We start from the raw sequence: 26462 nt of genomic DNA on the forward strand, positions 1-26462 counted from the left end.
CTCCCTGGCCCGCTCCCGACGCCTGCTGGCAGGCGCTGATGACCCTCAAGGTGTCCCGCCTCGAGGGTTGTGTACTGGTCAGCGGCGAACCGCAACTTCTGCAGTCAGGGCTCAACGCCGGTCTCTGGACCATAGGTCTGGCCTCCTGCGGGTCCCTGTGCGGCCTGACGCCTAGTGAATGGCAGGCTCTGAGCCAGCAGGAGCGCGAACTCAAGCGCGGCAAGGCCACCCTGCAACTCTTCGGCCTGGGGGTGCACTCGGTCATCGACCACCTGGGGGACCTGAACACCTGCCTGGCGGACATCGAACTGCGCCGGCTCAAAGGTGAAAAACCCTGACATAAGCCTGTTGATCAGGATCATGCACAGTGCCCGGGAGTGGATTACTCTAAGCCGTGGGCATGGACCTTTGCCTCAAACGCGCGGTCCATCCCTGTGCCTATCAATAAAGGGAGAACGCCATGCCTGCCCGCGAACTGCAAGAACAACTCGATACCCTGCGCGAGCAATTGGAGCAGAACCCACCGCTTTCGGAAGCCGAGCGCGCCAATCTGCAGGAACTGATGCAGCAGATCGAACTGCAACTCAAGCTGGAGACCAGCACCCACGACGCCAGCCTCGCCGACGGCGTCAACCTGGCAGTGGAACGCTTCGAACTGGAACATCCGGCCATCGCCGGAACCCTGCGCAATATCGTCCAGACCCTGGGCAACATCGGTATCTGATAGCGCCCGATAACACCGCCCCATAAAAACAAAGCCCCGCATCATTTGCGGGGCTTCTGCTTACTGGCGAACCAATCGCTGATTGGCGAACTCCATGGTTTCGGTACTGCGGTACGGATTGATATCCAGCCCGCCGCGACGCACATAGCGAGCGTAGACGGTGAGTTTCTCGGGTTTGAGCAACCGCTGCAGATCAAGGAAAATCCGCTCCACGCATTGCTCATGGAAGTCCGAGTGTTGACGGAAACTCACCAGATAGGCCAGCAGGCTGGCGTGATCCAGCGCCGCGCCACGGTACTCCACCACGACACTGCCCCAGTCCGGCTGGCTGGTCACAGGGCAATTGGATTTGAGCAAGTGGCTGTGCACGCTTTCCTCCACCACTTGCGAATCATCGCAACGCAGCAGCTCAGGTCGCGGATGCTCATAGCTGTCGACACTGATATCCAGCTCGTCGATGCAAATGCCTGGCAGTGCCACCACACCTTGCGCCTCGACCTCCCCAAGGCTGCGAATACGCACCCCTACGGGCTTGCCTGCGGCGGCCGAGAGATCCTGACGCAAAGTTGCCTCAAGCGTCGCTCGATCAGCGAAGGGGGTCTGGTTCAACGAGTTGAGGTACAGCTTGAAAGACTTGGACTCGATGATGTTCGGCGAATCTGCAGGAATACTGAATTCACCAATGGCCACCACCGGCTTGCCTGAAGGCAGCAGCCAGGACAATTCGAAGCAGTTCCAGAAATCCACTCCCTTATACGGCAGGGTATCGGCACTCAAGCCCAGCTCGGCCCATTTTGCTGCCCGGGGAATCGGGAACAGCAGGGATGGCGTGTAAGTGGAAACGTATTCACTGGACTTGCCCAGCGGCGAATGTTCGGCTGCGGGATGCATGGCGGAAACCTGACTGAAGAATCAGCGGATTCTACCAGCCTTTGCTCCCGCCTTTGAGCCCCGAACGCTTAAGGGCTGACGGTGAGCTTGCCGACCATACCGGCCTGGTAGTGCCCGGGAACATTGCAGGCGAACTCCAGGCTGCCGCTTTTGCTGAAGGTCCAGGTCAGGTCGGCCTGCTTGCCAGGCTCCACCAGCACACTGTTGGGATCGTCATGCTGCATGCCGTGATCCATGCCCGCCATGGAGCCGTGGCCCATGGCTGCGTGATCCATGGTTTTCATGGCTGTAGGCGTGAGCATCCCGCTTTGCTGCATCTTGAGCATTTCCTGCTGGTGCTCGGCATGCATCGCCGCGTTACCCAGGTTGAATTCGTGGAGCAGTTGCCCCTTGTTGATCAACACAAAACGCACAGTCTCGCCGGCCTTGATCTCCAGGACCTTGGGATTGAACGACATATCGCCCATCACCACTTCGACCACCCGAGTGGCCTTGGCGGCCGCGGCCGGCTGGCCGAAGTCATAAGAGGCCGCCGGTGAAGCCCAGAGCGGTACGCTCAACAGCATCAGACAGCCTCCCAGGGCCGAGCGGCGTCGCAACCACAGGTTTTGCAGATTCATCATCAGGCTCCAACAAGATCAGGATTGAGCATGTGGCAAACTCTAACGGCCCAGCGCTGCCAGCCAGCTGACGGCTAGATTACAACTTTGTCAGCTTGATCTGCCCTGCCCCCCAGCAAGGTATAAAGCCCGGGTTACACAAGCCACGAGTACCACCATGAAACTGTTGATCGTCGAAGACCAGCCGAAAACCGGCCAGTACCTGCGCCAAGGCTTGAGCGAAGCCGGCTTCAATGCCGAGCTGGTAGCGGATGGCAATACCGGCCAGCACCTGGCGCTGACCGGTGACTACGCCCTGTTGATTCTCGACGTGATGCTCCCGGGGCGCGACGGTTGGCAGATCCTCCAGGCCGTACGCAGCGCCGGCCTGGACATCCCAGTGTTGTTCCTCACCGCCAGGGACGCCGTGGAGGACCGAGTCCACGGCCTGGAACTGGGAGCCGACGACTATCTGGTCAAGCCCTTTGCCTTCTCCGAACTGCTGGCACGGGTTCGCAGCCTGCTGCGCCGGGGTAGCGTGATGACCCAGGAAACCAGCCTGCAACTGGCTGACCTGCGACTGGACCTGATCCGCCGCCGGGTAGAACGCAGCGGCCAGCGCATTGATCTGACCGCCAAGGAGTTCGCCTTGCTGGAAATGCTCCTGCGACGCCAGGGAGAAGTCCTGCCCAAATCGCTGATCGCCTCCCAGGTCTGGGACATGAACTTCGACAGCGACACCAACGTCATCGAAGTAGCAATCCGCCGTCTGCGCCTGAAAATCGATGACGATTACCCGAACAAGCTGATCCATACCGTACGCGGCATGGGGTATGTGCTCGAAGAGCGTCCGGCCTGATGCGCCGCCTGTCACTCAGCGCACGCCTGGCGCTGCTGTTCGCCGCCTGCACCGCCGTGGTCTCGCTATTTGCAGGGGTGCTGTTCAGTCGCGCCAGCGAAGCCCACTTCATCGAACTGGACCAGCAACTGCTGGACAGCAAGCTGATCGCCCTGCGCAGCGTCTTGCAGGATGTGACCGAGGCCCGAGATTTTGCCCGGCATCAGGCACGGCTGCAGGACGAGCTGAGCCATCAACCGGACCTGGCCCTGCGGATTATCGGCAGTGACGGCCGACTCTGGTTCGACAGTGCCCCTGCCCTACCCGCCTCCTTGCCCAGCGAAGCCGGCCTGCACAACCTGAATCTGAACAGTGCGGCCTACCGGATCTACTCCGCGCCGCTCAAGCCAGGTCAACCCGACTCGCCACAGCTGGCCCTGCTGCTGAATATCACCCATCACCAGCACTTTCTGCAGCGCATGCAGCACCTGATCTGGTTCACAGTAGGGCTCTCGGCCCTGGCCACTGCCCTGCTTGGTGCCTGGGCCGCCCGCAGCGGCCTGCGACCCTTGCGACGCATGAGCGCAGTGGCCGCAGGAGTCTCCGCCAGTTCCCTGACCCAGCGCCTGCCCCAGGAACAGATGCCCGTCGAACTGGCCGACCTGGCCAGCAGCTTCAACGCTATGCTCGGCCGCCTTGAGGAATCCTTCCAACGCCTTTCGGCCTTTTCCGCTGATATTGCCCACGAGTTGCGCACGCCCCTGTCGAACCTGCTGACCCACACCCAAGTCACCCTGACCCGCCCGAGAGCGATCGAGGACTACCGCGAAGCCCTGCACAGCAACCTCGAGGAACTGCAATGGATGGCGCAACTGGTCAACGACATGCTGTACCTGGCCAAGGCCGACCATGGACTGCTGACCCCGAAATGCGAAGCACTGGAGCTGGCCGAGGAAACCGACATGCTGTTGGAGTTCTATGGCCCCCTGGCGGAAGACGCGAACGTCAGCCTGAGCCGTGAAGGCCATGCCGGCTTTATCGGTGATCGCAGCATGCTGCGCAGGGCATTGTCCAACCTGCTGGACAATGCCCTGCGTTTCACACCTCCTGGAGGATCGGTCCAGGTACGGATCAGCGACAGCCTACAGGGCTTGAACCTGAGCATCGAAAACAGCGGAGAGGGTATCGCCAGGGAGGTACTGCCGCGGTTGTTCGACCGTTTCTACCGGGTAGATCCGGCGCGACGCGAGGGCAGCAGTGAACATGCAGGATTGGGACTGGCGATCACGCAGTCGATCATTCGCGCCCATGGCGGACGGATACGTTGCGAATCGGAAGCGGGCTGGACACGCTTCGTGATCGAGTTGCCGAGCAAGCGTTGAGAGCCTGTTCACCGGCAAGCCGGCTCCTTCACCAATCAGGCAGGAGCCTGCTTGCCGGCGAGAGCGGACCTCAGGAATACCGCAAAGCGTGAGCCGGCTCGACCTTGGATGCGCGCCAGGCCGGATACACAGTGGCCAGGAAGCTGAGGATGAACCCAGCGCTACAAATCAGCGCCACATCCCCACCCTGCAGTTCGGAAGGCAGGTTGCTGACAAAGTACACATCCGAACTGAAAATCTGCTGACCGCTGATCCGCTCCAGCCAGCCCACCATCTCGCTCACGTTCAACGCCGCAATGACCCCTAGCACCCCGCCGATCAGGGTGCCGACAATCCCGATCACCGTGCCCTGGACCATGAAGATCGCCATGATCTGCCGCGGCGTGGCGCCGATGGTGCGCAGGATTGCGATGTCCGCGCCCTTGTCGTTCACCACCATGATCAGGGTGGCGATGATGTTGAACGCCGCCACCGCGACGATCATCAGCAGCAACAGGCCGATCATGGTCTTTTCCATCTTCATTGCGCTGAACAGGCTGCCCTGGGTGTGGGTCCAGTCATCGGCGCGGAAGTCCGCACCCAGCCCCTTGGCGATATCCACCGCCACCTGTGGCGCGGCATACAGATCCTTGACCGCCAGGCGCACGCTCTGCACCTGATTGGGCTGCCAGCGCTGCATCTCTGCGGCGTCGGCCATATGGATCAGGCCCATGGAGCCATCCAGCTCGGCGCCCACCTTGAACACCCCCACCACGTTCAGGCGCTGCATACGCGGGGTGATACCCCCTGGGGCCGTGCTCACTTCAGGCACGATCAGGGTCAGCTTGTCGCCTACATTCAAGCGGAAACGCCGAGCGGTGATCTCACCGATCACCACACCGAACTCGCCGGGTTTCAGGTCTTGCAGGCTGCCCTGGACAATATGCTGGGCGACGATGGACACCTTGCCCTCCTGGGCCGGGTCGATACCGCTGATCTGGATCGGTTGCATCGCCCCCTTGTAGGAGAGCATGCCCTCCATCTCGGTGAAGGGCACCGCCGCAGTGACTTCCGGGTTCTTCAGGGCCGCTGCGGCCACTGGCTGCCAGTCATCAATGGGCTTGACCCCGACGATGGTGGCGTGGGGCACCATACCAAGGATGCGCGAGCTCATTTCCCGCTGGAAGCCGTTCATCACCGACAGCACCACGATCATCGCCAATACGCCCAGGGCGAGGCCGATCATCGAGGTCATGGAAATGAACGAGACAAAACGATTGCGCCGCTTGGCGCGGGTGTAGCGCGCGCCGATAAAGATCGATAAGGGTCTGAACATGGGCAAGGCACCCTGGAAAAATTAATGACCCGGTGTCAACGGGCCAGCCGCCGACACCGCGTGCGGCCGCATCAGATGGCGACCAGGTGACCTTCTTGCAGGTGCAGTACGCGATCCATCTGCCGGGCCAGGTTCATATCGTGCGTCACCACCAGGAAGGCGGTACGCATCGAAGTGCTGAGTTCCAGCATCAGGTCCTGAATGCCCTGGGCCGTGTGCGAGTCGAGGTTGCCGGTGGGCTCGTCGAGCATCACCAGCCCCGGCTGGTTCACCAGGGCCCGGGCGATGGCTACCCGCTGACGCTCACCGCCGGACAGTTCGGCCGGCTTGTGCTCCAGGCGATGACCCAGGCCGACCCGCTCCAGCAGCGCAGTAGCACGCTGACGGGCTTCAGGAATCGGCGTACGGCCGATCAGCAGCGGCATGCAGACGTTCTCCAGTGCGGTGAACTCCGGCAGCAGGTGGTGGAACTGGTAGACGAAGCCCAGGGCGCGATTGCGCAGTTGACCGCGAGCCTTCTCACCCAGTGCCGAGAGTTCTTCGCCGGCCAGCCAGACGCTGCCCTTGGAGGGCGTATCCAGGCCGCCCAGCAAGTTGAGCAAGGTACTCTTGCCGGAGCCCGACGTACCGACGATGGCCACTCGCTCCCCCGGATGCAGCTCCAGTTGCAGGCCGGACAGGACCACCACCGATTCCGGACCTTCCTCGTAGGACTTGCCCAGGTCACGGCAGCTCAGGATTGCTTTTTCACTCATGCCCAACTCACTCATAACGTAGCGCCTCCGCAGGCTGGGTGCGCGCCGCACGCCAGGCTGGATACAGGGTGGCGAGGAAACTCAGGACCAATGCCGCGCCGCAGACCATCAACACGTCCTCGGCCATCAGTTGCGACGGCAGGTAGTCGATGAAATACACGTCGGCATTCAGGAATTTATGGCCGATCAGACCTTCAAGGGCGGAGATCGCAGCACTGACATTCAAGGCTGCGAGCATCCCCAGCACCGCACCGATCAAGGTGCCGACCACACCGATCACCGTGCCCTGGACCATGAAGATCGCCATGATGGTGCCCGGCGTAGCGCCCAGGGTGCGCAGAATAGCGATGTCGCCCTTTTTGTCGTTCACCACCATCACCAGGGTCGAGATGATGTTGAATGCAGCGACCGCGACGATCAGCAGCAAGAGCAGGCCGATCATGGCTTTTTCCATGCGGATGGCCTGGTACAGGTTGCCGTGAGTACGGGTCCAGTCACGGGCGTAGAAGTGGTTCTCGCCCAACTGCTGAGCGATTTCCCAAGCGGTGCGCGGGGCCTGGAACAGGTCGTCGAACTTCAGCCGCAGGCCCTGGACCTGATCCGGCTTCCAGCGGTGCAAGCGGCCCAGGTCTTCCAGGTTGGTCAGGCCCAGGTAGCCGTCGATCTCGCCGGCGCCGACATGAAAGATGCCCACCACGGTAAAGCGCTTCATCCGCGGGAACATGCCGGCCGGGGTCACCGTGACTTCCGGGGCAACGAAGGTCAGCTTGTCCCCCAGGCCAACCCCCAGCTTGGCGGCCGCCTTATCGCCGATGACGATACCGAAGCTACCGGGCGCCAGCGCGTCCAGCTGCCCCTGCTGCATGAAATGGTCGATGATCGACACCTGCCGCTCTTTGCCAGGATCTATGGCGTTGAGCAGCACCTTCTGCACCTGGCCGTTGTTGGTCAGCAGGCCCTGCATCTGGGTGAATGGCGCCACCGCCAGGACTTTCGGGTTCTGCTTGACCTTGTCGGCCAGGCTTTGCCAGTCACTGATGGGTTCACCGGATTCGATGGTGGCGTGGGGCACCATGCCCAGCACGCGGGTGCGCATTTCATGATCGAAGCCATTCATCACCGACAGCACCACGATCATCACGATCACGCCAAGGGCGAGTCCGATCATCGAGGTCAGGGAAATGAATGACACAAAATGATTGCGACGCTTTGCACGGGTGTAACGCGTGCCGATAAAAGCAAACAGAGGTCTGAACATGTCGGGGCTTGTGCAGAGGAAAAGAAGACGTCCTTGTGGCGGGGCCTGGTAAGCAGCTTTACACTCAGACCACTGCCTCTACCATGGGTTCGCCATGTCGACATTAGATGAAGAAGATCGCCGCGAATACTACCGTATCGAGGACACGATCGCACTGGAAATTAGCCCCTTGTCCGCCCACGACGCGGCGAGCAAGGAAGTGTTGCAGGATGAGTCTCCGCTGTTCAATCTACTCAGCGAACTGCACCTGAGCGAATTCGAATCACAGCACCTGCTGCGCCAGGTCAGCGAGCGCGATCGCACCCTGGCCAGCTACCTCAAGGCCATGAACAAACGCATCGACCTGCTCAGCCAGGTGGTGGCGCAGACCGTGTTCGGCAAGTTCGGCGAACCGCAGCGGGTCACCCTTTCCGAAGGCGGCATCGAGTTCAACCACCATCTGAGCTATCCCAGCGGCAGCCACCTGGCGGTGAAACTGCTGTTGATGCCGCAAGCCCTGGGTCTGCTGCTGCGAGCCAGGGTCATCCACTGTGAGCCACAGAGCTTCGGCACCTTCGAGATCGGCACCGAATTCGAAGCATTGACCGATGCCCAGCGCCAACTGCTGGCGCGCTACATCCTGCAAAAACAGGCTCAGCAACGCCGCATGGCCCGGGACCAGACAGACCCCGCCGCTGGTTGAGCCGCAAGCCTGACCCCCTCTTAAGGAACAACATCCGTGAAGGAGCAATTGTGACCCTGATCTATGGCCATCGCGGCGCTAAAGGCGAAGCACCGGAAAACACCCTGACCAGCTTTCAGGAATGTCTCAAGCACGGCGTGCGCCGCTGCGAGCTCGACCTGCACCTGTCCATGGACGGCGAGCTGATGGTGATTCACGACCCGACCCTCAAGCGCACCACTGACCGGCGCGGCAAGGTGGTGGAGCATTCCGCCGCCGAACTGGTGACCTACGACGCACGCAAAGGCGGCCCGGGCTGGGTCAGCCCCTGCCCTATTCCGCGCCTGGAAGAGCTGTTCGAGAAATGCGACTTCGAGCACTGGCAGCTGGAAGTCAAGAGCGCCTCACGCACCCGCGCCGCTACGACGGTGCTGGCGATTCGGGAAATGGCCCAACGCTTCGGCCTGCTGGACAAGGTCACCGTGACCTCAAGCTCGCGGGAAGTGCTGAAAGCGGCGGTCGAACTGACCCCGGACCTGTCTCGCGGACTGGTAGCCGAATACGCCTGGCTCGACCCCTTGAAGGTCGCCCAGAGCTATGGCTGCGAGATTCTTGCGCTGAACTGGACCCTGTGCACCCCGGAGCGACTGCAAAGGGCGCAGCGTCAGGGCTTGCATGTGTCAGTGTGGACGGTCAACGAGCCCGCGCTGATGCGCAGGCTCGCCGACTTCGGCGTAGATAGCCTGATTACAGACTTTCCCGGTTTGGCCAGCGCCACCCTCGAGAATTACTGAAATCGGTCTCCCCGGCCGGCTCAGGCCACCGGCCGGAGCCGCTCAAAAAAGCCGGTTGAGGCCGTCGTACGCTGCTACCCGATAGGCTTCGGCCATGGTCGGGTAGTTGAAGGTGGTGTTGACGAAGTACTTCAGGGTGTTGTGCTCACCCGGCTGGCTCATGATCGCCTGACCAATGTGGACGATTTCCGAAGCCTGATAACCGAAGCAATGCACGCCGAGGACCTCCAGGGTTTCCCGATGGAACAGGATCTTCAGCATGCCTTGCGGCTCGCCGGCGATCTGCGCACGGGCCATGCCCTTGAAGAACGCCTTGCCCACTTCGTAAGGCACCTTGGCCTGGGTCAGCTCCTGCTCGTTCTTGCCGATCGAGCTGATCTCCGGAATGGTGTAGATCCCGGTCGGTACATCGTTGACGAAGCGCCAGCTGCCATTGTCGACGATGCTGCCGGCGGCCGAGCGTCCCTGGTCATGGGCGGCACTGGCCAGGCTTGGCCAGCCGATCACGTCACCGGCACCGTAGATGTTCGGCACACAGGTGCGGTAGTTCTCGTCGACTTCGATCTGGCCGCGGCTGTTGACCTTGACCCCGATATTCTCCATGCCCAGCTTGTCGGTGTTGCCGGTCCGGCCGTTGCACCAGAGCAAGGCGTCGGCCTTGATCTTCTTGCCGGATTTCAAGTGCAGGATCACCCCGTTGTCCACACCTTCAACGCGGTCGTATTCCTCGTTGTGGCGCACGGTGATGTTGTTGTTGCTGAAGTGGTAGCTCAGGGCCTGGGAAATCTCCGAGTCCAGGAAGCTGAGCAACTGGCCGCGGTTGTCCACCAGTTCCACCAACACCCCAAGACCACTGAAGATCGAGGCGTATTCACAACCAATGACCCCGGCGCCGTAAACGATGAGTTTGCGCGGGGTGTGGCCAAGGCTGAGGATGGTGTCGCTATCGTAGATACGCGGGTGACTGAAATCGATGTCCGCCGGGCGATAAGGACGCGAACCGGTGGCGATGATGATGTGCTTGGCTACCAGTTTTTCCACCACGCCATTGGCGCAAACCACTTCCACGGTCTGCTCGTCGGCGAAGCTGCCAGTGCCGAAGAACACGTCGACCCGATTGCGGGCGTAGTAGCCGGTGCGCGAAGCCACCTGCTTGGAAATCACCTTCTCGGCGCTCTTGAGCACGTCCGGGAAGGAGAACCAGCGCGGCTCGCCAATGGCCCGGAACATCGGATTGGTGTTGAACTGCATGATCTGCCGGACCGAGTGACGCAGGGCCTTGGACGGAATGGTACCCAGGTGGGTGCAGTTGCCGCCGACCTGGCGACGGCTATCGACCATCGCCACTTTGCGTCCTGCTTTCGCGGCGTTCATTGCCGCACCTTCTCCAGCGGGGCCCGAGCCCAGCACCACTACGTCGTAGTTGTAGACAGCCATGCGTACTCCTCAGAACAGGCCGAGATGCCCTTCTGGCATCTCCGGCTAAATCATGCCGCGGCCAGCGGCATGAAGGATCAATTTGGCTCGGTTACGAACCCGGGCACAGTCTATAGAAGCGTCAACGCCGCGCACATTAACCCTTGGTCGCGTCGTAGGCTACTTTTGCCTGCACTACAGCATTCACAACAGCGTGCCTGGTTATTGTTTTGGTCCGGCCAACAGCGCATCGAACGCCGGGTTGCTACGTGTGACGAAGCCTTTATCGGCACGCATCACAAAAAATGCGCCGATACGGTGTTTTTGTGCGTAGTCCCAGCCTGCTTCGGGACCAAGAATCAGTAACAGCGTAGAGAGGCCATCGGCCATGAGTGCCGAAGGATGAATCACGGTCACCGACGCCAGCCTGTGAGTGATGGGCTTGCCAAGCCTGGCATCGAAGGTATGGGAATAGCGCTGGCCGTCCTGCTCGAAGTAATTACGGTAGTCGCCAGACGTGGATACACCATAGCCGTCCAGTGCGATCACCCGCTGGGCCACCTGCTGGTCGTCCCGCGGCTCCTCCAGGGCGATACGCCAGGGCGCGCCGTCCGGTTTGCGGCCCACGGCCTTGAGCTCGCCAGTGACTTCGGCGAGAAAACTGTCGATTCCCAACTGCGCAAGCCGCGCGGCGATGCGATCCACTGCGTAACCGGCGGCAAGGCTGTTGAAGTCCACCTCCACCGGCGCATCCTTGCACAGCTCCAGGCCTTCGATATGCAAGTGCCCATGTCCGACCCGCTGCCGAGCCTCGGCCAGGGCTGACGCACTGGGAATTTTTTCTTCTCGCCCCTGAGGCCCAAAGCCCCAGAGGTCGAGCAGCGGCTCCACCGTCAGATCAAAGGCGCCGCCACTGTCCCGGGACAGCTGCTCGCCAACTCGCGCCAAGTGCAACACCGACTCAGGCATCGGTTGGCAGCTGTTGCTGGGCAAGGCGTTGAAACGCTCGATATCCGAGTCACTGCGGTAGGTGGACATCTGCCGATCAACCTCGGCCAGGATTTGCTCGACCTCGGCCTTGACCCGCGACTCATCCGGCACGCCGGGGCGCTGCACGTACTGAACGGAGTAGGTGCTGCCCATGGTCGGCCCGGAGACGCTGTGCAAGCGATCGCCACCGCAGCCCGCCAACAGCGCCATCGCCCCCCACAATGCGTTCCACCACCATCGCCCTCCCGACACGATTCCCCTCCAGATCAATTGCCCCAGAGGGCGAGCTGACAACACAAATGGCCATTATGCGACAGGCGGATGCGGCATGCGCGCCAGACCTGCCAGCCTGGACGGCACCAGAAGCTCGACCCAGAGCCATCGCGCAGCACCCAAGAGTTTTTGTTGCCTGACGCCACCAGCACACATATTGTTACAAAACTGTTCAGCGTGCTGCCTCGCGCCCCACCTTTGCAGTGAGGACGAGTACTGACCAGGGATTGCTAACAAAACAGCCAAAGTGAGTGAAAAAATGTCCACGACCACGGGCAACGGCAAGGCGATCTTTCGCGTTGTCAGCGGCAACTTTCTCGAGATGTTCGACTTCATGGTCTATGGCTTCTACGCCACGGCAATCGCCAAGACCTTCTTTCCGGCCGACAGCGCTTTCGCTTCATTGATGCTGTCCCTGGCCACTTTCGGCGCCGGCTTCCTGATGCGTCCACTGGGAGCGATCTTCCTCGGCGCCTACATCGACCGTCACGGCCGCCGCCAGGGCCTGATCATTACCCTGGTACTGATGGCCGCGGGCACTGTGCTGATTGCCTGCGTGCCGGGCTACGCCACTCTCGGCGTCGCCGCTCCACTGCTGGTGCTGCTGGGTCGCTTGCTGCAGGGCTTTTCCGCTGGCGTGGAACTGGGTGGCGTGTCGGTGTACCTGGCCGAGATCTCGACACCGGGTCGCAAGGGCTTCTTCGTCAGCTGGCAATCGGCAAGCCAACAGGCGGCCGTGGTGTTTGCCGGCTTGCTGGGGGTGGGTCTGAACCACTGGCTGAGCCCCCAACAAATGGGTGACTGGGGCTGGCGCGTGCCGTTCCTGGTGGGCTGCATGATTGTTCCGGCAATCTTCATGATCCGCCGCTCTCTCGAGGAAACACCCGAGTTCCAGGCCCGCAAACATCGCCCCACCCTGCAGGAAGTCATCCGCTCCATCAGTCAGAACTTCGGAGTCGTCATTGCCGGCATGGCCTTGGTGGTGATGACCACCGTGTCCTTCTACCTGATCACCGCCTACACCCCGACCTTTGGCAAGGCCGAGCTGCACCTGTCGGACTTCGACGCCCTGCTGGTGACTGTGTGCATCGGCCTGTCGAACTTCTTCTGGCTGCCGGTCATGGGCTCGCTGTCGGACCGCGTCGGTCGTAAACCGCTGCTGCTGGGCGCCACCATCCTGGCCATCTTCACCGCTTACCCGGCGCTGTCCTGGCTGGTGGCCAACCCCAGCTTCAGCCACCTGCTGATCGTCGAGCTGTGGCTGTCCTTCCTCTATGGCTCGTACAACGGCGCGATGGTGGTGGCCCTGACTGAAATCATGCCGGTAGAAGTGCGCACCACCGGCTTCTCGCTGGCCTACAGCCTGGCAACCGCAACCTTCGGCGGCTTTACCCCGGCGGCCTGCACCTACCTGATCCACGTTCTGGGCAACCAGGCGGCACCGGGCATCTGGCTCAGCGGCGCGGCGGTGCTGGGGCTGATTGCGACACTGGTGCTGTTCCGTGGCAACCGCCACGAACTGCGTACAGCGCAGGCGGCTGGCAGCGCCTGACAGCCAACAGCGCGGACAAGTTGGCACCTACAAATGACGCCGGCCTCGCAGGCGAAAGCCACAAACAAAAACGCCCCGACAAGTCGGGGCGTTTTCATTTCAGCAGTCGCTTAGCGTGGGAATGCTGGCGGGTTGACCCCTGCCATGTCTTCCATCACGCGCACAACCTGGCAGCTGTAACCGAACTCGTTGTCGTACCAGACGTACAGAACAACGCGGTTGTCCTGAACGATGGTCGCTTCAGCGTCGACAACACCGGCGTGACGCGAACCCACGAAGTCGGTGGACACCACTTCCTGCGAATTGACGAAGTCGATTTGCTTATGCAGATCGGAGTGCAGCGCCATGTAGCGCAGGTACTCGTTCATCTCTTCACGGGTGGCGGCTTTCTCAAGGTTCAGGTTGAGAATGGCCATCGACACGTTTGGCGTTGGAACGCGGATCGCGTTACCGGTCAGCTTGCCGGCCAGCTCAGGCAGGGCCTTGGCAGCAGCGGTAGCAGCACCCGTCTCGGTGATCACCATGTTCAGCGCGGCGCTACGGCCACGGCGATCGCCCTTGTGGAAGTTGTCGATCAAGTTCTGGTCGTTGGTGTACGAGTGAACGGTTTCAACGTGACCGTTGATGATGCCGAACTTGTCATTCACCGCCTTGAGCACCGGCACGATGGCGTTGGTGGTGCAGGAAGCGGCGGACACGATCTTGTCGTCAGCAGTGATTTCGTTGTGGTTGATACCGTGAACGATGTTCTTCAGCTTGCCTTTGCCAGGTGCGGTCAGAACCACGCGGTCGATACCCGGGCAGGTCAGGTGCTGGCCCAGGCCGTCGGCATCACGCCATACACCGGTGTTGTCCACCAGCAGCGCATTCTTGATCCCGTACTGGGTGTAGTCCACCTCGGTCGGGTTCTTCGCGTAGATCACCTGGATCAGGTTGCCGTTGGCGGTGATGGTGTTGTTTTCTTCGTCGATGGTGATGGTGCCGTTGAACGAACCGTGTACCGAATCGCGACGCAGCAGGCTGGCGCGCTTGGTCAGGTCGTTTTCGGCGCCTTTGCGCACCACGATGGCGCGCAGACGCAGGCCGTCGCCACCACCGGTTTTCTCGATCAGGATGCGCGCCAGCAGACGGCCGATACGACCGAAGCCGTACAGGACAACGTCAGTGCCTTTGCGGGCTGAAGCGTTTTGCTGGCCAACCACGTCAGCCATTTCTTCGCGAACGAACTGCTCGGCGCTGCGGCCATTGCCTTCGTTACGGAATTTGAACGCCAACTTGCCCAGGTCTACCGAAGCTGCGCCGAGCTTGAGCTCGCTCATTGCTTTAAGCAGAGGGAATGTTTCGTGGACGGAGAGTTCGCTGTCGTCGGAGGAGCGATGGCGAGCAAAGCGATGAGCCTTGAGAATCGCGATGACAGACTGGTTGATCAGGCTGCGGCCATAGATCGAGCTCACCACATTGTTATTGCGGTAGAGCTGACCGATAAGCGGAATCATCGCTTCTGCGAGTGCTTCACGGTCGATCCATTCACCAAGACACTGGTCGGGCTTCTGAGTCACGGGAACCTTCCACATGTAGGGGCAGAAAAAAGGGGCTACATTATGACGCCGAGTCCCTCTCGTAGCAATGCGCGCCTGTCGTGCGGAACGTAACAAAAAGCCCTTGCAAAAAAACACCACTATGCTGGAGGCCAGTAAAACCGCGGCTTCCAGCCGCGTCAATTTTTTGGACAGCCAAGCAACCTGTATGTAACCCTCCGTAACACCGAGCAAATTCGGCACTACATTTCCGCCAAAAAAGCACATTATGTTGTCATAGCCACTACATTTGCCCTGACCGGCGTAATAGACGCATCAGCCACTGACAGTGGCCACCCGGGGCCGTTACAATTACCGACTTTCGTCGCAACGCTTGGAGCTTGACCGTCCGTGCCCGTCCTGCGTCTACCGCTACTCCCTGCCGCCGCCGGTAAACAGCATTGGGGCAACCTGCCCGGTGCCGCCCTGAGCCTGGCCATCGCCGAAGCCGCCAGCGCCGCCAAGCGCTTTACCCTCCTGCTGACCGCCGACAGCCAAAGCGCTGACCGGCTGGAACAGGAACTGGGCTTCTTCGCCCCGGATCTGCCGGTGCTGCATTTCCCCGATTGGGAAACCCTGCCCTACGACCTGTTCTCGCCGCACCAGGACATCATTTCCCAGCGCATCGCCAGCCTCTACCGGCTGCCGGAGCTGGAGCACGGCGTACTGGTGGTGCCCATCACCACCGCCCTGCACCGCCTGGCGCCAACCCAGTTCCTGCTGGGCAGCAGCCTGGTACTGGACGTTGGCCAGAAGCTCGATGTGGAACAGATGCGCACGCGCCTGGAGGCCAGCGGCTACCGCTACGTCGATACAGTTTATGAGCACGGCGAATTCACCGTGCGCGGCGCCTTGATCGACCTGTTCCCCATGGGCAGCAAGTTGCCTTACCGCATCGACCTGTTCGACGACGAAATCGAGACCCTGCGCACCTTCGATCCGGAGAACCAGCGCTCCATCGACAAGGTCGACTCGGTGCGCCTGCTGCCAGCCAAGGAATTCCCTCTGCAGAAAGAAGCAGTGACTCGCTTCAAGGCGCGCTTTCGCGAACGCTTCGACGTGGACTTCCGCCGCTGCCCGATCTTCCAGGACCTGAGCAGCGGGATTACCCCGGCCGGTATCGAGTACTACCTGCCGCTGTTCTTCGAAGAGACTTCGACCCTGTTCGACTACCTGCCCCAGGACACCCAGGTGTTCTCCCTGCCGGGCATCGAACAGGCCGCGGAAAACTTCTGGAACGATGTACGCAACCGCTATGAAGAGCGCCGCGTTGATCCATCGCGCCCGCTCCTGCCTCCGGCGGAACTGTTCCTGCCGGTGGAAGACTGCTTCGCCCGCCTGAAAAACTGGCCACGGGTGGTGGCCAGCCAGCAGGACATCGAAACCGGCGTCGGCCGCGAGCGTTTCCCGGCCCACGAATTGCCCAACCTGGCTATCGAAGCCAAGGCCAACCAGCCGCTGGCGGCGCTCTCGGGCTTCCTCGACGAGTTCCCCGGCCGAGTGTTGTTCACCGCCGAATCCGCCGGCCGCCGGGAAGTGCTGCTGGAGTTGCTGGAACGCCTCAAGCTGCGACCGAAGACCGTCGACAGCTGGCCGGATTTCGTCGCCAGCAAGGAGCGCCTGGCGATCACCATTGCCCCTCTGGACGAGGGACTGGTATTGGACGATCCGGCCCTGGCCCTGGTGGCGGAAAGCCCACTGTTCGGCCAGCGGGTGATGCAGCGTCGGCGCCGGGAAAAACGCGCCGACGCCAATAACGATGCAGTGATCAAGAACCTCACCGAGCTGCGCGAAGGCGCGCCGGTGGTGCACATCGACCACGGTGTCGGCCGCTACCTGGGCCTGGCGACCCTGGAGATCGACAACCAGGCCGCCGAGTTCCTGACCCTGGAATACGCAGAGGGCGCCAAGCTCTATGTGCCCGTGGCCAACCTGCACCTGATCGCCCGCTACACCGGCAGCGACGACGCCCTGGCGCCGTTGCACCGCCTCGGTTCCGAAGCCTGGCAGAAAGCCAAGCGCAAGGCCGCCGAGCAAGTGCGCGATGTGGCCGCCGAGCTGCTGGACATCTATGCCCGGCGCGCCGCCCGGGAAGGTTACGCCTTCGCCGATCCGAAGGCCGACTACGCCACCTTCAGCGCCGGCTTCCCCTTCGAGGAAACCCCGGACCAGCAGAGCACCATCGAAGCGGTGCGCGAGGACATGCTCTCGGGCAAACCGATGGACCGCCTGGTGTGCGGCGACGTCGGCTTCGGCAAGACTGAAGTGGCCATGCGCGCCGCTTTCATTGCGGTCCACGGCGGCAAGCAAGTGGCCATCCTGGTGCCCACCACCCTGCTCGCCCAACAGCACTACAACAGCTTCCGCGACCGCTTCGCCGACTGGCCGGTGACCGTGGAGGTGATGAGCCGCTTCAAGTCGGCCAAGGAAGTGAACGCCGCGGTGGCGGACCTGGCCGAAGGCAAGATCGACATCGTCATCGGCACCCACAAGCTGCTGCAGGACGATGTGAAGATCAAGAACCTGGGGCTGGTGATCATCGACGAAGAACACCGTTTCGGGGTGCGCCAGAAGGAACAGCTCAAGGCCCTGCGCAGCGAAGTCGACATCCTCACCCTGACCGCCACGCCGATCCCGCGAACCCTGAACATGGCCGTCTCGGGCATGCGCGACTTGTCGATCATCGCCACGCCGCCGGCGCGACGCCTGTCGGTGCGCACCTTTGTCATGGAGCAGAACCAGAGCACGGTCAAAGAGGCCCTGCTGCGTGAACTGCTGCGTGGCGGCCAGGTGTACTACCTGCACAACGACGTTAAAACCATCGAGAAATGCGCCGCCGACCTGGCCGAACTGGTGCCCGAAGCACGGATCGGCATCGGCCATGGGCAGATGCGCGAACGCGAACTCGAACAGGTGATGAGCGACTTCTACCACAAGCGCTTCAACGTGCTGATCGCCTCGACCATCATCGAGACCGGGATCGACGTGCCGAGCGCCAACACCATCATCATCGAACGCGCCGACAAGTTCGGCCTGGCCCAGTTGCACCAGTTGCGCGGTCGGGTCGGCCGTAGTCACCACCAGGCCTATGCCTACCTGCTGACACCCCCGCGCCAGCAAATCACCCCGGACGCTGAAAAGCGCCTGGAAGCCATCGCCAATACCCAGGACCTGGGGGCCGGTTTCGTGCTGGCCACCAACGACCTGGAGATTCGCGGCGCTGGCGAGCTGCTGGGCGACGGCCAGAGCGGGCAGATCCAGGCTGTGGGCTTCACCCTTTATATGGAGATGCTCGAGCGCGCGGTGAAGGCCATCCGCAAGGGCGAACAGCCAAACCTCGACCAGCCCCTGGGCGGCGGCCCGGAAATCAACCTGCGCCTGCCGGCACTGATTCCCGAGGACTACCTGCCGGATGTCCACGCCCGCCTGATCCTCTACAAGCGCATTGCCTCGGCGACCGACGAGGACGGCTTGAAGGACCTGCAAGTGGAGATGATCGACCGCTTCGGCCTGCTGCCGGAGCCGACCAAGAACCTGGTCCGCCTGACCCTGCTCAAACTCCAGGCCGAAACCCTGGGGATCAAGAAGGTCGATGGCGGCCCGCAAGGCGGGCGCATCGAGTTTGCCGCGGATACGCCGGTGGACCCATTGGCACTGATCAAACTGATTCAGAGCCAGCCCAAACGCTACAAATTCGAAGGCGCAACCCTGTTCAAGTTCATGGTGCCGATGGAGCGCCCGGAAGAGCGCTTTAATACACTGGAGGCGCTGTTTGAACGCCTCACCCCGAAAACTGCTTGAAGGACGCCCCATGCGCCTGTTCCGCTCCCTGTCCCTGCTCTTGACTCTGATCGCGCCGATGGCGTTTGCCGACGACCTGTACCAGGTGGAAATGATCCTTGTACGGCAGAATGCCGAGCCGCAGATCCTCAGCCGTGCTGCCCCGGAAGACTGGGCCGCCGGCGCTCAACGCCTGAGCCCGGACAGCCAGCGCACCCCGTCCCTGGGCGGGATCGTCGAGAAGCTCAACGCCAGCGGCAACTACAGCGTGCTGCTGCACAAGGCCTGGCAGCAGACCCTGGGGGAAACCCCGGTCAAGGTGGCCCTCAGCGACGGGCCGGAGCAATTCGGCCAGTTCCCCATCGAGGGCACCCTGAACCTCAAGCTCGGGCGCTTCACCGATGTGGACGCAGACTTCTGGATCAACCAGATCGACAGCAATGGCCTGGTCACCCGCAGCGAACGCCTGAAGCAGCAAAGCCACACCAAAAACGGTCAGCTCAACTACCTGGACAACGGCCACCTGGCGCTGCTGATCAAGATCACCTCGCTCACCGCACCGGCGCCGCGCCCTGCTCCAACTGAAATACCGGACTGATCGAAGTCCCTATGACCCCGCCCCTGACCAAACCCCTGGCCCCGTCCTGGGTCAATCGCTTCAAGGAACAAACCTTGGAGCGTGGCCGGCGTTACGCCCTGGAAAGACGCGTGCGCATCGTGACTGCCGCAGACAGCGCTATCACTGCCAGTTGCGAAGGCTCCGGTGGCAATGTCTATCGGCAGAACATCAGCCTGCGAGAATCGAGCAAGGGCAACCTGCTGCTGATCGACGCCCATTGCACCTGCCCGGTCCGCAGCAACTGCAAACACATCGCCGCCGTGCTGTTGCAAGTGGAAGAAACCCTGGCCTTCCCCGCCGCAGCCAAGGATGCCGAGCTGCTGGAGAAACTCTCCGCTGTCCTCGACAGCCGCCGCCCCGCCGCGCCGCCACAGCACTTGCTGGAGGATGTGCAACCCGTGCCGCGCCTGTGGCTGGCAAGCATCGAATTCAGCGCTTTCGAACCACGCAACGGCAAGATGCAGCGCTATATCCAACACCGCGCCGCACTGTCATTCAACTACATGGGCGAACACGTCAGCGGCCAGAAGTATGCCGATGTGATCATCCGCCAGGAGCATCAGACCCTGCGTATAAAGCGCCACCCCGAGCGTGAGCAAGGCTGGCGCGAGCAACTGCGAAACCTGGGTTTCAAGATCGCCACCCGGCAGAGCAAGGCGTTACCGGAAAGCGCCGGCGAGCTGTTCGAGATGGTCAACGACAGCGCCTGGCTGACCTTCACCCTCAATGAGCTGCCCAAGCTGCGCAACCAGGGCTGGGAGCTGCAGATCGACGACGGCTTCGGCTTCGACCTGACAGCCGTGGACGACTGGTACGCCAGCGTCGACGAAGCGCCAGGGCGCGACTGGTTCGACCTGGAACTGGGGATCATCGTCAATGGCGAGCGCCTGAGCCTGCTGCCGATCCTACTTAACCTGATGCGCTCCCACACCGAACTCCTCAACCCGGAACGCCTGGCCAGGCGCCGTGACGATGAGTTGATCCTGGTGAACATTCCCAACCGACCCAATTCCTTGCACGGCCCGCTGCAAGTGGCACTGCCCTACGGCCGCCTGAAACCGGTGCTGGCAACCCTGGGTGAGTTCTATCTACATGAGCCCGGGGAAACCGCCCTGCGCCTGAGCAGTGCCGATGCCACACGCCTGAACCCACTGCAGGACCTGCCGCTGCTCTGGGAGGGTGGCGAGCATATCCGCACCTTTGCCCAGCGCCTGCGCGACATCAAGGACTACTCGGCGCCGGTGCCAGAAGGGTTGAATGCCACCCTGCGCCCCTATCAACAGGAAGGCTTGAGCTGGATGCAGTCCCTGCGCCAGCTGGAAGTGGGCGGCATCCTCGCCGATGACATGGGCCTGGGCAAAACCCTGCAGACCCTGGCCCATATCCTCAGCGAGAAAAACGCCGGCCGCCTGGACCGCCCTTGCATGGTGGTCATGCCCACCAGCCTGATTCCCAACTGGCTGGACGAAGCGGCGCACTTCACCCCGCAACTCAAGGTTCTGGCGCTGTATGGCGCGGGACGCAAGAAACACTTCGCGCAACTGGCCGACTACGACCTGCTGCTGACCACCTACGCACTGCTGCCCAAGGATGTTGAACTGCTGGCCGCGCAGCCCTTGCACGTACTGATCCTAGACGAGGCGCAGTACATCAAGAACCCGTCGAGCAAGGCCGCCCAAGCCGCACGCGAACTCAACGCCCGGCAGCGCCTGTGCCTGTCTGGCACGCCCCTGGAAAACCATCTTGGAGAACTCTGGTCGCTGTTCCACTTCCTGTTGCCGGGCTGGCTTGGCGATGCCAGGAGCTTCAACCGCGACTACCGGGTGCCGATCGAAAAGCACGCCAGCGAAGTGCGCCTGCAGCACCTCAACGGCCGGATCAAACCCTTCCTGCTGCGCCGCACCAAGGAGCAGGTGGCCACCGAGCTGCCGCCCAAGACCGAGATCATCCATTGGGTCGAGCTCAACGAGGCGCAACGTGATGTCTACGAAACCATGCGCCTGGCCATGGACAAGAAAGTCCGCGACGAGATCACCCGCAAGGGCGTAGCGCGCAGCCAGATCATCATCCTCGAAGCGCTGCTCAAGCTGCGCCAGGTGTGCTGCGACCTGCGCCTGGTCAACGACTCGCCCCCGGCGCGGGGCAGCTCGTCGGGCAAACTCGACAGTCTGATGGAGATGCTTGAGGAGTTGTTCGAAGAAGGCCGGCGCATTCTGCTGTTTTCGCAGTTCACCTCGATGCTGAGCCTGATCGAAGCCGAGCTCAAACGACGCAAAATCGCCTACGCCCTGCTCACCGGCCAGACCCGGGATCGGCGCACGCCGGTGCGGGATTTCCAGAGCGGCAAGCTGCAGATCTTTTTGATCAGCCTCAAAGCGGGCGGCGTGGGCCTGAATCTGACCGAGGCCGACACCGTGATCCACTACGATCCGTGGTGGAACCCGGCGACCGAGAGCCAGGCTACCGACCGCGCCTACCGCATCGGCCAGGAAAAGCCGGTGTTCGTCTACAAGCTCATTGCCCGGGGCACCGTGGAGGAGAAGATCCAGCTCCTGCAACAGGAGAAGTCGGACCTGGCGGCAGGCGTACTGGACGGACGCAAGGCCGGCGACTGGAAACTGCAGAGCGAAGACATCGAAGCCCTGTTCGCCCCGCTGCCAGACAACAAAGCCGGCCGCTGACCCGATATGGGCACCCGGGAGTTGCTCCTGGTGCCCATTAGTCCGGCGTCCTCAGTCAATCAGCTGGGCAGCCCTCAACGCCTCCAGGGCCTTGAGCCAGCGAGGGTCCTGCTTGTACTCGACATTGGCAAACGCCTGACCACGCATCCGTGCAATGCGCGGCGACGGCTGCACTTTCAGGCGCTGCGCCGCGCTCAATGCCAGCTCGGCCGCAGCACGGTCATTGCACACCAGGCCCATGTCACAACCGGCACCAAGAGCGGCTTCGATCCGGCTCGCGGCATCCCCCACCACGTGAGCGCCGGCCATGGACAAGTCATCACTGAAGATCACCCCGTCAAATTGCAGCTCGCCGCGCAGGATGTCCTGCAACCAGCGCCGAGAGAAACCAGCCGGCTGGGGGTCGACTTGCGGGTAGATCACATGAGCCGGCATCACTGCCGCCAGTTGCTTGCTCAGGCGCGCAAATGGCAGCAGGTCCTTGGCACGAATCTCATCCAGGCTGCGCTCGTCGTTGGGAATCGCCACATGGGAATCGGCCTCGGCCCAGCCATGCCCGGGGAAATGCTTGCCCGTGGCCGCCATCCCGGCGCTGTTCATGCCGCGGATAAAGGCACCGGCCAACAGCGCCGCGCGCTCCGCACCCCCCTCGAAAGCCCGACTGCCCACTACCGCACTGCGCTGATGATCAAGGTCCAGGACCGGAGCAAAACTCAGATCAAGGCCCACAGCCAGCACTTCGGTGGCCATTATCCAGCCACACTGTTCAGCCAGGTATTCGGCATTCGGGTTATCCGCGAGGGCGCGCATGGCCGGCAGACGAACAAAGCCCTGGCGTAGCCGCTGTACCCGGCCACCTTCCTGATCCACCGCCAATAGCAGATCAGGACGGATGGCGCGGATCGCCGCACAGAGCTCACGCACCTGGCGCGGATGCTCGATATTGCGAGCAAAGATGATCAATCCACCCACTTGCGGCTGGCGCAGGAGTTGGCGATCTTCAGCCGTCAGCCAAGTACCGGCGACGTCCACCATCAAGGAGCCTTGCAGGCCAACGGTCATAAAATTTCCTTAATCACAAATACGCGCGCCATCAGCGATGGCTTCCTGGCGACGCAGACAAGGCCGTATCCGCGAGGGACACAGCCGAGCCGATCGACATCGACGAGAGGAAAGCACAGGGGTAAAAACGGGAATCGGCATGGGCGGCTAGCTTAGCGGATGTAAGCTGTCGCGCCCACCCGTGAGGTCAAGCCTTGGCGACTGCCGGGGCCGACTTGCTACGCGGCTTGAGCTGAGCGCTAGCCATGGCTTCGTCTGTGACCCCGGTTTCGGCACGCATGCCGGCGGCGAGGAACGGCACCATCAGCCGCATCACCTGCTCGATGGAGGTATTGACCCCGAAATCGGTCTCGGCAATGGCACGCAGCGCCTTGATACCAGACATGCTGAAGGCCGCAGCACCCAGCATGAAGTGCACACGCCAAAACAACTCGATGGGGGGAATACGCGGCGCCGCTTCGTTAACCAGCAACATATAACGGCGGAATACCTTGCCGTACATGTCTTCCAGATAACGCCGCAAATGGCCCTGGCTCTGGCTAAAGGCCAGTCCCAGCAGACGCATGAAGATCGACAGATCGTTACCACTACGAGGCTGCACCACCAGCGCCTGTTCGACGAGGATTTCCAACAGTTCCTCAAGACTCGGCTTGCTGTCCGGTTTTGACTGCCGCCGCTCCAGCTCGCGATCAAGACTGATGCAGAAAGGTCCAAGGAAGCGCGAGAACACTGCCTGGATCAACGCCTTCTTGGAACCGAAATGATAGTTGACTGCCGCCAGGTTGACCCCGGCCTTGCTGGTGATCAGCCGCAACGAGGTTTCGGCAAAACCTTTTTCCGCGAACAACTGCTCGGCAGCATCGAGAATGCGTTCAACGGTTTCCGACTGGGCCATGGCTACTCCGCCTGACAAACACTTGTTTGAAACATACGTTTCAGGCTCTGCAATGTCAAGCCTGCCGGCCTCTGCAGAGGCCATACGGCGCGCTATTTAATCATACCTACCGACCTCTGTAGCCAGCCTTCGGCAACGGATTCCAGCATCAGGATGACGACCGCCCGGTAGCCCCCACAAAAAGGAGGATTGCCAAGTGACACTCACTGTATATAATCCCAGTCACTGTATAAAAAGACAGAGCGATCGACATGCTAAAACTGACGCCACGCCAAGCTGAGATTCTGGCTTTTATCAAACGCTGCCTCGAAGACAATGGGTATCCCCCCACCCGTGCCGAAATTGCCCAGGAGCTGGGCTTCAAGTCACCCAATGCCGCCGAAGAACATCTCAAGGCTCTGGCCCGCAAAGGCGCTATCGAGATGACTCCAGGAGCCTCTCGCGGCATTCGCATCCCCGGTTTTGAAGCCAAAACCGACGACTCGCTACCCATCATTGGTCGTGTCGCCGCCGGCGCCCCTATTCTCGCCCAACAGCACATCGAAGAGTCCTGCAACATTAACCCGACCTTCTTTAATCCTCGCGCCGACTACTTGCTTCGGGTCCAAGGCATGAGCATGAAAGACATCGGCATCTTCGACGGCGACTTGCTCGCGGTGCATACCACCCGCGAAGCTCGTAATGGCCAGATTGTAGTAGCGCGCATCGGCGATGAAGTCACGGTCAAGCGCTTCAAGCGCGAAGGCAGCAAGGTCTGGCTGATCGCCGAGAATCCGGAATTTGCCCCTATCGAAGTCAACCTGAAAGATCAGGAACTGGTGATCGAAGGCTTGAGTGTCGGCGTCATTCGCCGCTAAAGGAGGCTCCATGCAGTTCCCCCAGACACCACAGCAAGCACAACTACCACTGTTCGAAGCGTTCCTGGCCCAGCCACTGGCGCCCGTACTCAAGGAAGCGGTCGAATCGCCCTGGAACAACGATCCAGAAGCCTTCAGTGAACTGTCGCTGCGCGGCGCCACCGGGAACTGCCTGAACCTTCTGGCCCCCATCCTCAGGGAGCTGAGTCAGGATCAGGACGCCCGCTGGCTGACTCTGATCGCCCCTCCATCCAGCCTGACCCAAAGCTGGTTGCGGGAGGCTGGACTGAATCGCGAGCGCATCCTGCTGCTGCATCCACGGGGTAATCAAAGCCCGCAGCAGCTCGCTTGTGAAGCCTTAAGACTGGGCCGCAGCCATACCGTGGTCAGTTGGCTGAACCCGCTAAGCGGCAGTGCTCGGCAACAATTGATCAGTGCCGCACGCACGGGTGATGCGCAAAGCCTGAATATTCGCCTGGGATAAATACCGGGAAGTCACAGTAAATGCACTTGAATGACGCGAGGCTTCTCCAGGATTGAGAAGCCGAAACAAATATGACGAATAACCGGAAGAAAACCGATAAACGGGTTTAGTGGAGAACCCGCGGACCGTCTTCCTTGTCGATTTCACCTTCAACCAAGCGTCCGGCCATCTGCACGCCGACGCTCAACATGGCCTTGGCCACTTCCACATGCTGACCTTGCAAAAAGACTTTGGCATCCTCGGAAAAATCCAAAGTAACCAGAGAACCCTCGTCCTCAGCTCTGCGCAGCTCAATACGACCGTCTGGCAATTCGACAATTTCTAGAAAGGACGTTGGCATAAAAGTCTGGTCTCCACGAAAGGCGGGGATTATATCAGTCATAACCCCCACCTCGCTCAGGATCTTGCATGGCAGCAGCCACTGCTCGACGCGCCACCTTCCCTTCTCCACCCGATGCCCCCTAAGCCGAACCCGCCAAAGAGGCGCAGCAGAGCCCCTCAGAAATTCGGCTTGTATTCAAAACCCGCCGACGCCTGGCTGTCGGAAAACGGCGTGACCAGTGACTTTTTCAGGGTCAACCGATTAACCAGCGAGCCGGGAAACAACTGAATGCTGTTATTGAAATGCTCCACATTCAGATTGAACAGGGTAATGGCGCCGCTGACATTGCCCTCCTGCTCGGCTACCTCACGCATCAGGTTGTTCATCAGCTCCGCAGACTTGAGCTCGGGATAGGCTTCAAACGCCAGGTTCAACCCTCCCAGCAACGCCTTGGTCTCCCGATCCACCGACTTCAACGCATCGCCATCCGCCACAGATGGCAAGCTGGTGATAGCGCTACGGAGCCCGACTATTTTCTCCAGCAACTGGCTTTCGTAATCCTGAAAACCGGCCACTTGCGGCTCAAGCACATCCAGCACCTTGATCTTCTGCCTCTGGTAGGTGAGCACATCTGACCAGGCCCGTTGCACGCGGTTATAAGCGCTGACGATCTTGTTGTAATGCACATAGGCAAGAACACCCAAGACAATCGCAATCAATAACAACAATTCCATACC

General features: G+C 61.2%; 23 protein-coding genes and 1 pseudogene. 12 read left to right on the plus strand and 12 right to left on the minus strand.

Translation table 11 applies throughout. The features are described 5' to 3' along the window. Together J5M73_RS22620 and J5M73_RS22625 are read left to right on the plus strand one after the other, a co-directional pair. Positions 1-338: pseudogene (locus tag J5M73_RS22620) on the plus strand (HAD family phosphatase); the annotation flags it as partial. A 122-nt stretch (positions 339-460) separates the two neighbouring features. Continuing rightward, positions 461-724, plus strand: a complete 264-nt coding sequence (locus J5M73_RS22625) for a DUF4404 family protein (RefSeq protein ID WP_102863756.1) — start codon at positions 461-463, stop codon at positions 722-724. A gap of 60 nt (positions 725-784) precedes the next feature. On the opposite strand, the gene queF is transcribed toward J5M73_RS22625, so the two are convergent. Then, positions 785-1615 carry an NADPH-dependent 7-cyano-7-deazaguanine reductase QueF gene (gene queF / locus J5M73_RS22630; protein ID WP_102863757.1) on the minus strand — a complete coding sequence of 277 codons (831 nt, stop codon included), beginning with the start codon at positions 1613-1615 and terminating at the stop codon, positions 785-787. Between the two features lie 68 nt (positions 1616-1683). Next, complete coding sequence (locus J5M73_RS22635; RefSeq protein WP_205413515.1) at positions 1684-2220, minus strand: cupredoxin family protein; 537 nt, start codon at positions 2218-2220, stop codon at positions 1684-1686. 172 nt (positions 2221-2392) lie between these two features. Between J5M73_RS22635 and J5M73_RS22640 the strand changes: the two genes are divergently transcribed. Then, positions 2393-3073 carry a heavy metal response regulator transcription factor gene (locus J5M73_RS22640; protein WP_102863759.1) on the plus strand — a complete coding sequence of 227 codons (681 nt, stop codon included), beginning with the start codon at positions 2393-2395 and terminating at the stop codon, positions 3071-3073. Beyond that, positions 3073-4434: a heavy metal sensor histidine kinase gene (locus J5M73_RS22645; protein ID WP_102863760.1), complete on the plus strand. Its 1362-nt coding sequence runs from the start codon at positions 3073-3075 to the stop codon at positions 4432-4434. The genes J5M73_RS22640 and J5M73_RS22645 overlap by 1 nt, the downstream gene beginning before the upstream one ends. A gap of 70 nt (positions 4435-4504) precedes the next feature. Here J5M73_RS22645 and J5M73_RS22650 read toward each other — a convergent pair whose 3' ends face one another. The 3 genes from J5M73_RS22650 to J5M73_RS22660 form a co-directional block, all read right to left on the minus strand. Beyond that, positions 4505-5749 carry a lipoprotein-releasing ABC transporter permease subunit gene (locus tag J5M73_RS22650; RefSeq protein WP_207816189.1) on the minus strand — a complete coding sequence of 415 codons (1245 nt, stop codon included), beginning with the start codon at positions 5747-5749 and terminating at the stop codon, positions 4505-4507. Positions 5750-5820: 71 nt separating this feature from the next. Beyond that, complete coding sequence (lolD, locus tag J5M73_RS22655) at positions 5821-6504, minus strand: lipoprotein-releasing ABC transporter ATP-binding protein LolD (protein WP_162884123.1); 684 nt, start codon at positions 6502-6504, stop codon at positions 5821-5823. Positions 6505-6511: 7 nt separating this feature from the next. After that, entirely contained in the window at positions 6512-7762 is a 1251-nt protein-coding gene (locus J5M73_RS22660) for a lipoprotein-releasing ABC transporter permease subunit (protein WP_102863763.1), read from the minus strand. Positions 7763-7856: 94 nt separating this feature from the next. Between J5M73_RS22660 and J5M73_RS22665 the strand changes: the two genes are divergently transcribed. Together J5M73_RS22665 and J5M73_RS22670 are read left to right on the plus strand one after the other, a co-directional pair. Beyond that, positions 7857-8444 (plus strand): PilZ domain-containing protein, encoded by a 588-nt coding sequence (locus J5M73_RS22665; RefSeq protein WP_102863764.1) that lies wholly within the window; start codon positions 7857-7859, stop codon positions 8442-8444. Positions 8445-8494: 50 nt separating this feature from the next. Then, positions 8495-9217, plus strand: coding sequence for a glycerophosphodiester phosphodiesterase family protein (locus J5M73_RS22670; RefSeq protein WP_016967735.1), 723 nt, complete (start codon positions 8495-8497; stop codon positions 9215-9217). 42 nt (positions 9218-9259) lie between these two features. On the opposite strand, the gene sthA is transcribed toward J5M73_RS22670, so the two are convergent. Further along, on the minus strand, positions 9260-10654 hold the full coding sequence (gene sthA / locus J5M73_RS22675; RefSeq protein WP_016967736.1) for a Si-specific NAD(P)(+) transhydrogenase: 1395 nt from the start codon (positions 10652-10654) through the stop codon (positions 9260-9262). Positions 10655-10855: 201 nt separating this feature from the next. After that, positions 10856-11833 (minus strand): FAD:protein FMN transferase, encoded by a 978-nt coding sequence (locus J5M73_RS22680; protein WP_207816192.1) that lies wholly within the window; start codon positions 11831-11833, stop codon positions 10856-10858. 322 nt (positions 11834-12155) lie between these two features. On the opposite strand from J5M73_RS22680, the gene J5M73_RS22685 reads away from it, so the two are divergent. Further along, positions 12156-13448: an MFS transporter gene (locus J5M73_RS22685; RefSeq protein WP_207816194.1), complete on the plus strand. Its 1293-nt coding sequence runs from the start codon at positions 12156-12158 to the stop codon at positions 13446-13448. Positions 13449-13558: 110 nt separating this feature from the next. Here J5M73_RS22685 and J5M73_RS22690 read toward each other — a convergent pair whose 3' ends face one another. Continuing rightward, positions 13559-15022: a glyceraldehyde-3-phosphate dehydrogenase gene (locus J5M73_RS22690; protein WP_102863767.1), complete on the minus strand. Its 1464-nt coding sequence runs from the start codon at positions 15020-15022 to the stop codon at positions 13559-13561. Between the two features lie 354 nt (positions 15023-15376). Here J5M73_RS22690 and mfd point away from each other — a divergent pair, with 354 nt between their 5' ends. From mfd to J5M73_RS22705, 3 genes are read left to right on the plus strand one after another with little or no spacing between them, the layout of a single operon-like run. Then, positions 15377-18826: a transcription-repair coupling factor gene (mfd, locus tag J5M73_RS22695; protein ID WP_102863768.1), complete on the plus strand. Its 3450-nt coding sequence runs from the start codon at positions 15377-15379 to the stop codon at positions 18824-18826. A 10-nt stretch (positions 18827-18836) separates the two neighbouring features. Next, positions 18837-19403 carry a CsiV family protein gene (locus J5M73_RS22700; protein ID WP_115581963.1) on the plus strand — a complete coding sequence of 189 codons (567 nt, stop codon included), beginning with the start codon at positions 18837-18839 and terminating at the stop codon, positions 19401-19403. Between the two features lie 11 nt (positions 19404-19414). Continuing rightward, entirely contained in the window at positions 19415-22105 is a 2691-nt protein-coding gene (locus tag J5M73_RS22705) for a DEAD/DEAH box helicase (RefSeq protein WP_207816196.1), read from the plus strand. 51 nt (positions 22106-22156) lie between these two features. On the opposite strand, the gene nagZ is transcribed toward J5M73_RS22705, so the two are convergent. Both nagZ and J5M73_RS22715 read right to left on the minus strand, forming a co-directional pair. Then, positions 22157-23167, minus strand: coding sequence for a beta-N-acetylhexosaminidase (gene nagZ / locus J5M73_RS22710; RefSeq protein WP_102863771.1), 1011 nt, complete (start codon positions 23165-23167; stop codon positions 22157-22159). 187 nt (positions 23168-23354) lie between these two features. Next, positions 23355-24062, minus strand: a complete 708-nt coding sequence (locus tag J5M73_RS22715; RefSeq protein WP_016967101.1) for a TetR/AcrR family transcriptional regulator — start codon at positions 24060-24062, stop codon at positions 23355-23357. A 251-nt stretch (positions 24063-24313) separates the two neighbouring features. On the opposite strand from J5M73_RS22715, the gene lexA reads away from it, so the two are divergent. Together lexA and sulA are read left to right on the plus strand one after the other, a co-directional pair. Beyond that, the gene (gene lexA / locus J5M73_RS22720) at positions 24314-24919 is read left to right on the plus strand and encodes a transcriptional repressor LexA (protein ID WP_102863772.1); all 606 of its coding nucleotides are present in this window, start codon (positions 24314-24316) and stop codon (positions 24917-24919) included. Between the two features lie 10 nt (positions 24920-24929). After that, entirely contained in the window at positions 24930-25403 is a 474-nt protein-coding gene (gene sulA / locus J5M73_RS22725) for an SOS-induced cell division inhibitor SulA (protein WP_102863773.1), read from the plus strand. Positions 25404-25509: 106 nt separating this feature from the next. On the opposite strand, the gene J5M73_RS22730 is transcribed toward sulA, so the two are convergent. Together J5M73_RS22730 and J5M73_RS22735 are read right to left on the minus strand one after the other, a co-directional pair. Next, positions 25510-25743, minus strand: coding sequence for a hypothetical protein (locus J5M73_RS22730; RefSeq protein WP_102864101.1), 234 nt, complete (start codon positions 25741-25743; stop codon positions 25510-25512). A 158-nt stretch (positions 25744-25901) separates the two neighbouring features. Continuing rightward, positions 25902-26459 (minus strand): LemA family protein, encoded by a 558-nt coding sequence (locus J5M73_RS22735; protein WP_102863774.1) that lies wholly within the window; start codon positions 26457-26459, stop codon positions 25902-25904. Positions 26460-26462 lie beyond the last annotated feature (3 nt).

Origin of the sequence: Pseudomonas sp. 50_B (genome assembly GCF_017491625.1) — a bacterium.
Taxonomy (GTDB): Bacteria; Pseudomonadota; Gammaproteobacteria; order Pseudomonadales; family Pseudomonadaceae; genus Aquipseudomonas; species Aquipseudomonas danubii.

Coding starts and splice junctions, on each gene's coding strand:
- J5M73_RS22625 (WP_102863756.1), top strand. CDS start 461: ATGCCTGCCCGCGAACTGCAAGAACAACTCGATACCCTGCGCGAGCAA.
- queF (WP_102863757.1), bottom strand. CDS start 1,615: ATGCATCCCGCAGCCGAACATTCGCCGCTGGGCAAGTCCAGTGAATAC.
- J5M73_RS22640 (WP_102863759.1), top strand. CDS start 2,393: ATGAAACTGTTGATCGTCGAAGACCAGCCGAAAACCGGCCAGTACCTG.
- J5M73_RS22645 (WP_102863760.1), top strand. CDS start 3,073: ATGCGCCGCCTGTCACTCAGCGCACGCCTGGCGCTGCTGTTCGCCGCC.
- J5M73_RS22650 (WP_207816189.1), bottom strand. CDS start 5,749: ATGTTCAGACCCTTATCGATCTTTATCGGCGCGCGCTACACCCGCGCC.
- lolD (WP_162884123.1), bottom strand. CDS start 6,504: ATGAGTGAAAAAGCAATCCTGAGCTGCCGTGACCTGGGCAAGTCCTAC.
- J5M73_RS22660 (WP_102863763.1), bottom strand. CDS start 7,762: ATGTTCAGACCTCTGTTTGCTTTTATCGGCACGCGTTACACCCGTGCA.
- J5M73_RS22665 (WP_102863764.1), top strand. CDS start 7,857: ATGTCGACATTAGATGAAGAAGATCGCCGCGAATACTACCGTATCGAG.
- sthA (WP_016967736.1), bottom strand. CDS start 10,654: ATGGCTGTCTACAACTACGACGTAGTGGTGCTGGGCTCGGGCCCCGCT.
- J5M73_RS22680 (WP_207816192.1), bottom strand. CDS start 11,833: ATGGCGCTGTTGGCGGGCTGCGGTGGCGATCGCTTGCACAGCGTCTCC.
- J5M73_RS22685 (WP_207816194.1), top strand. CDS start 12,156: ATGTCCACGACCACGGGCAACGGCAAGGCGATCTTTCGCGTTGTCAGC.
- J5M73_RS22690 (WP_102863767.1), bottom strand. CDS start 15,022: ATGTGGAAGGTTCCCGTGACTCAGAAGCCCGACCAGTGTCTTGGTGAA.
- J5M73_RS22700 (WP_115581963.1), top strand. CDS start 18,837: ATGCGCCTGTTCCGCTCCCTGTCCCTGCTCTTGACTCTGATCGCGCCG.
- J5M73_RS22705 (WP_207816196.1), top strand. CDS start 19,415: ATGACCCCGCCCCTGACCAAACCCCTGGCCCCGTCCTGGGTCAATCGC.
- nagZ (WP_102863771.1), bottom strand. CDS start 23,167: ATGACCGTTGGCCTGCAAGGCTCCTTGATGGTGGACGTCGCCGGTACT.
- J5M73_RS22715 (WP_016967101.1), bottom strand. CDS start 24,062: ATGGCCCAGTCGGAAACCGTTGAACGCATTCTCGATGCTGCCGAGCAG.
- lexA (WP_102863772.1), top strand. CDS start 24,314: ATGCTAAAACTGACGCCACGCCAAGCTGAGATTCTGGCTTTTATCAAA.
- sulA (WP_102863773.1), top strand. CDS start 24,930: ATGCAGTTCCCCCAGACACCACAGCAAGCACAACTACCACTGTTCGAA.
- J5M73_RS22730 (WP_102864101.1), bottom strand. CDS start 25,743: ATGCCAACGTCCTTTCTAGAAATTGTCGAATTGCCAGACGGTCGTATT.
- J5M73_RS22735 (WP_102863774.1), bottom strand. CDS start 26,459: ATGGAATTGTTGTTATTGATTGCGATTGTCTTGGGTGTTCTTGCCTAT.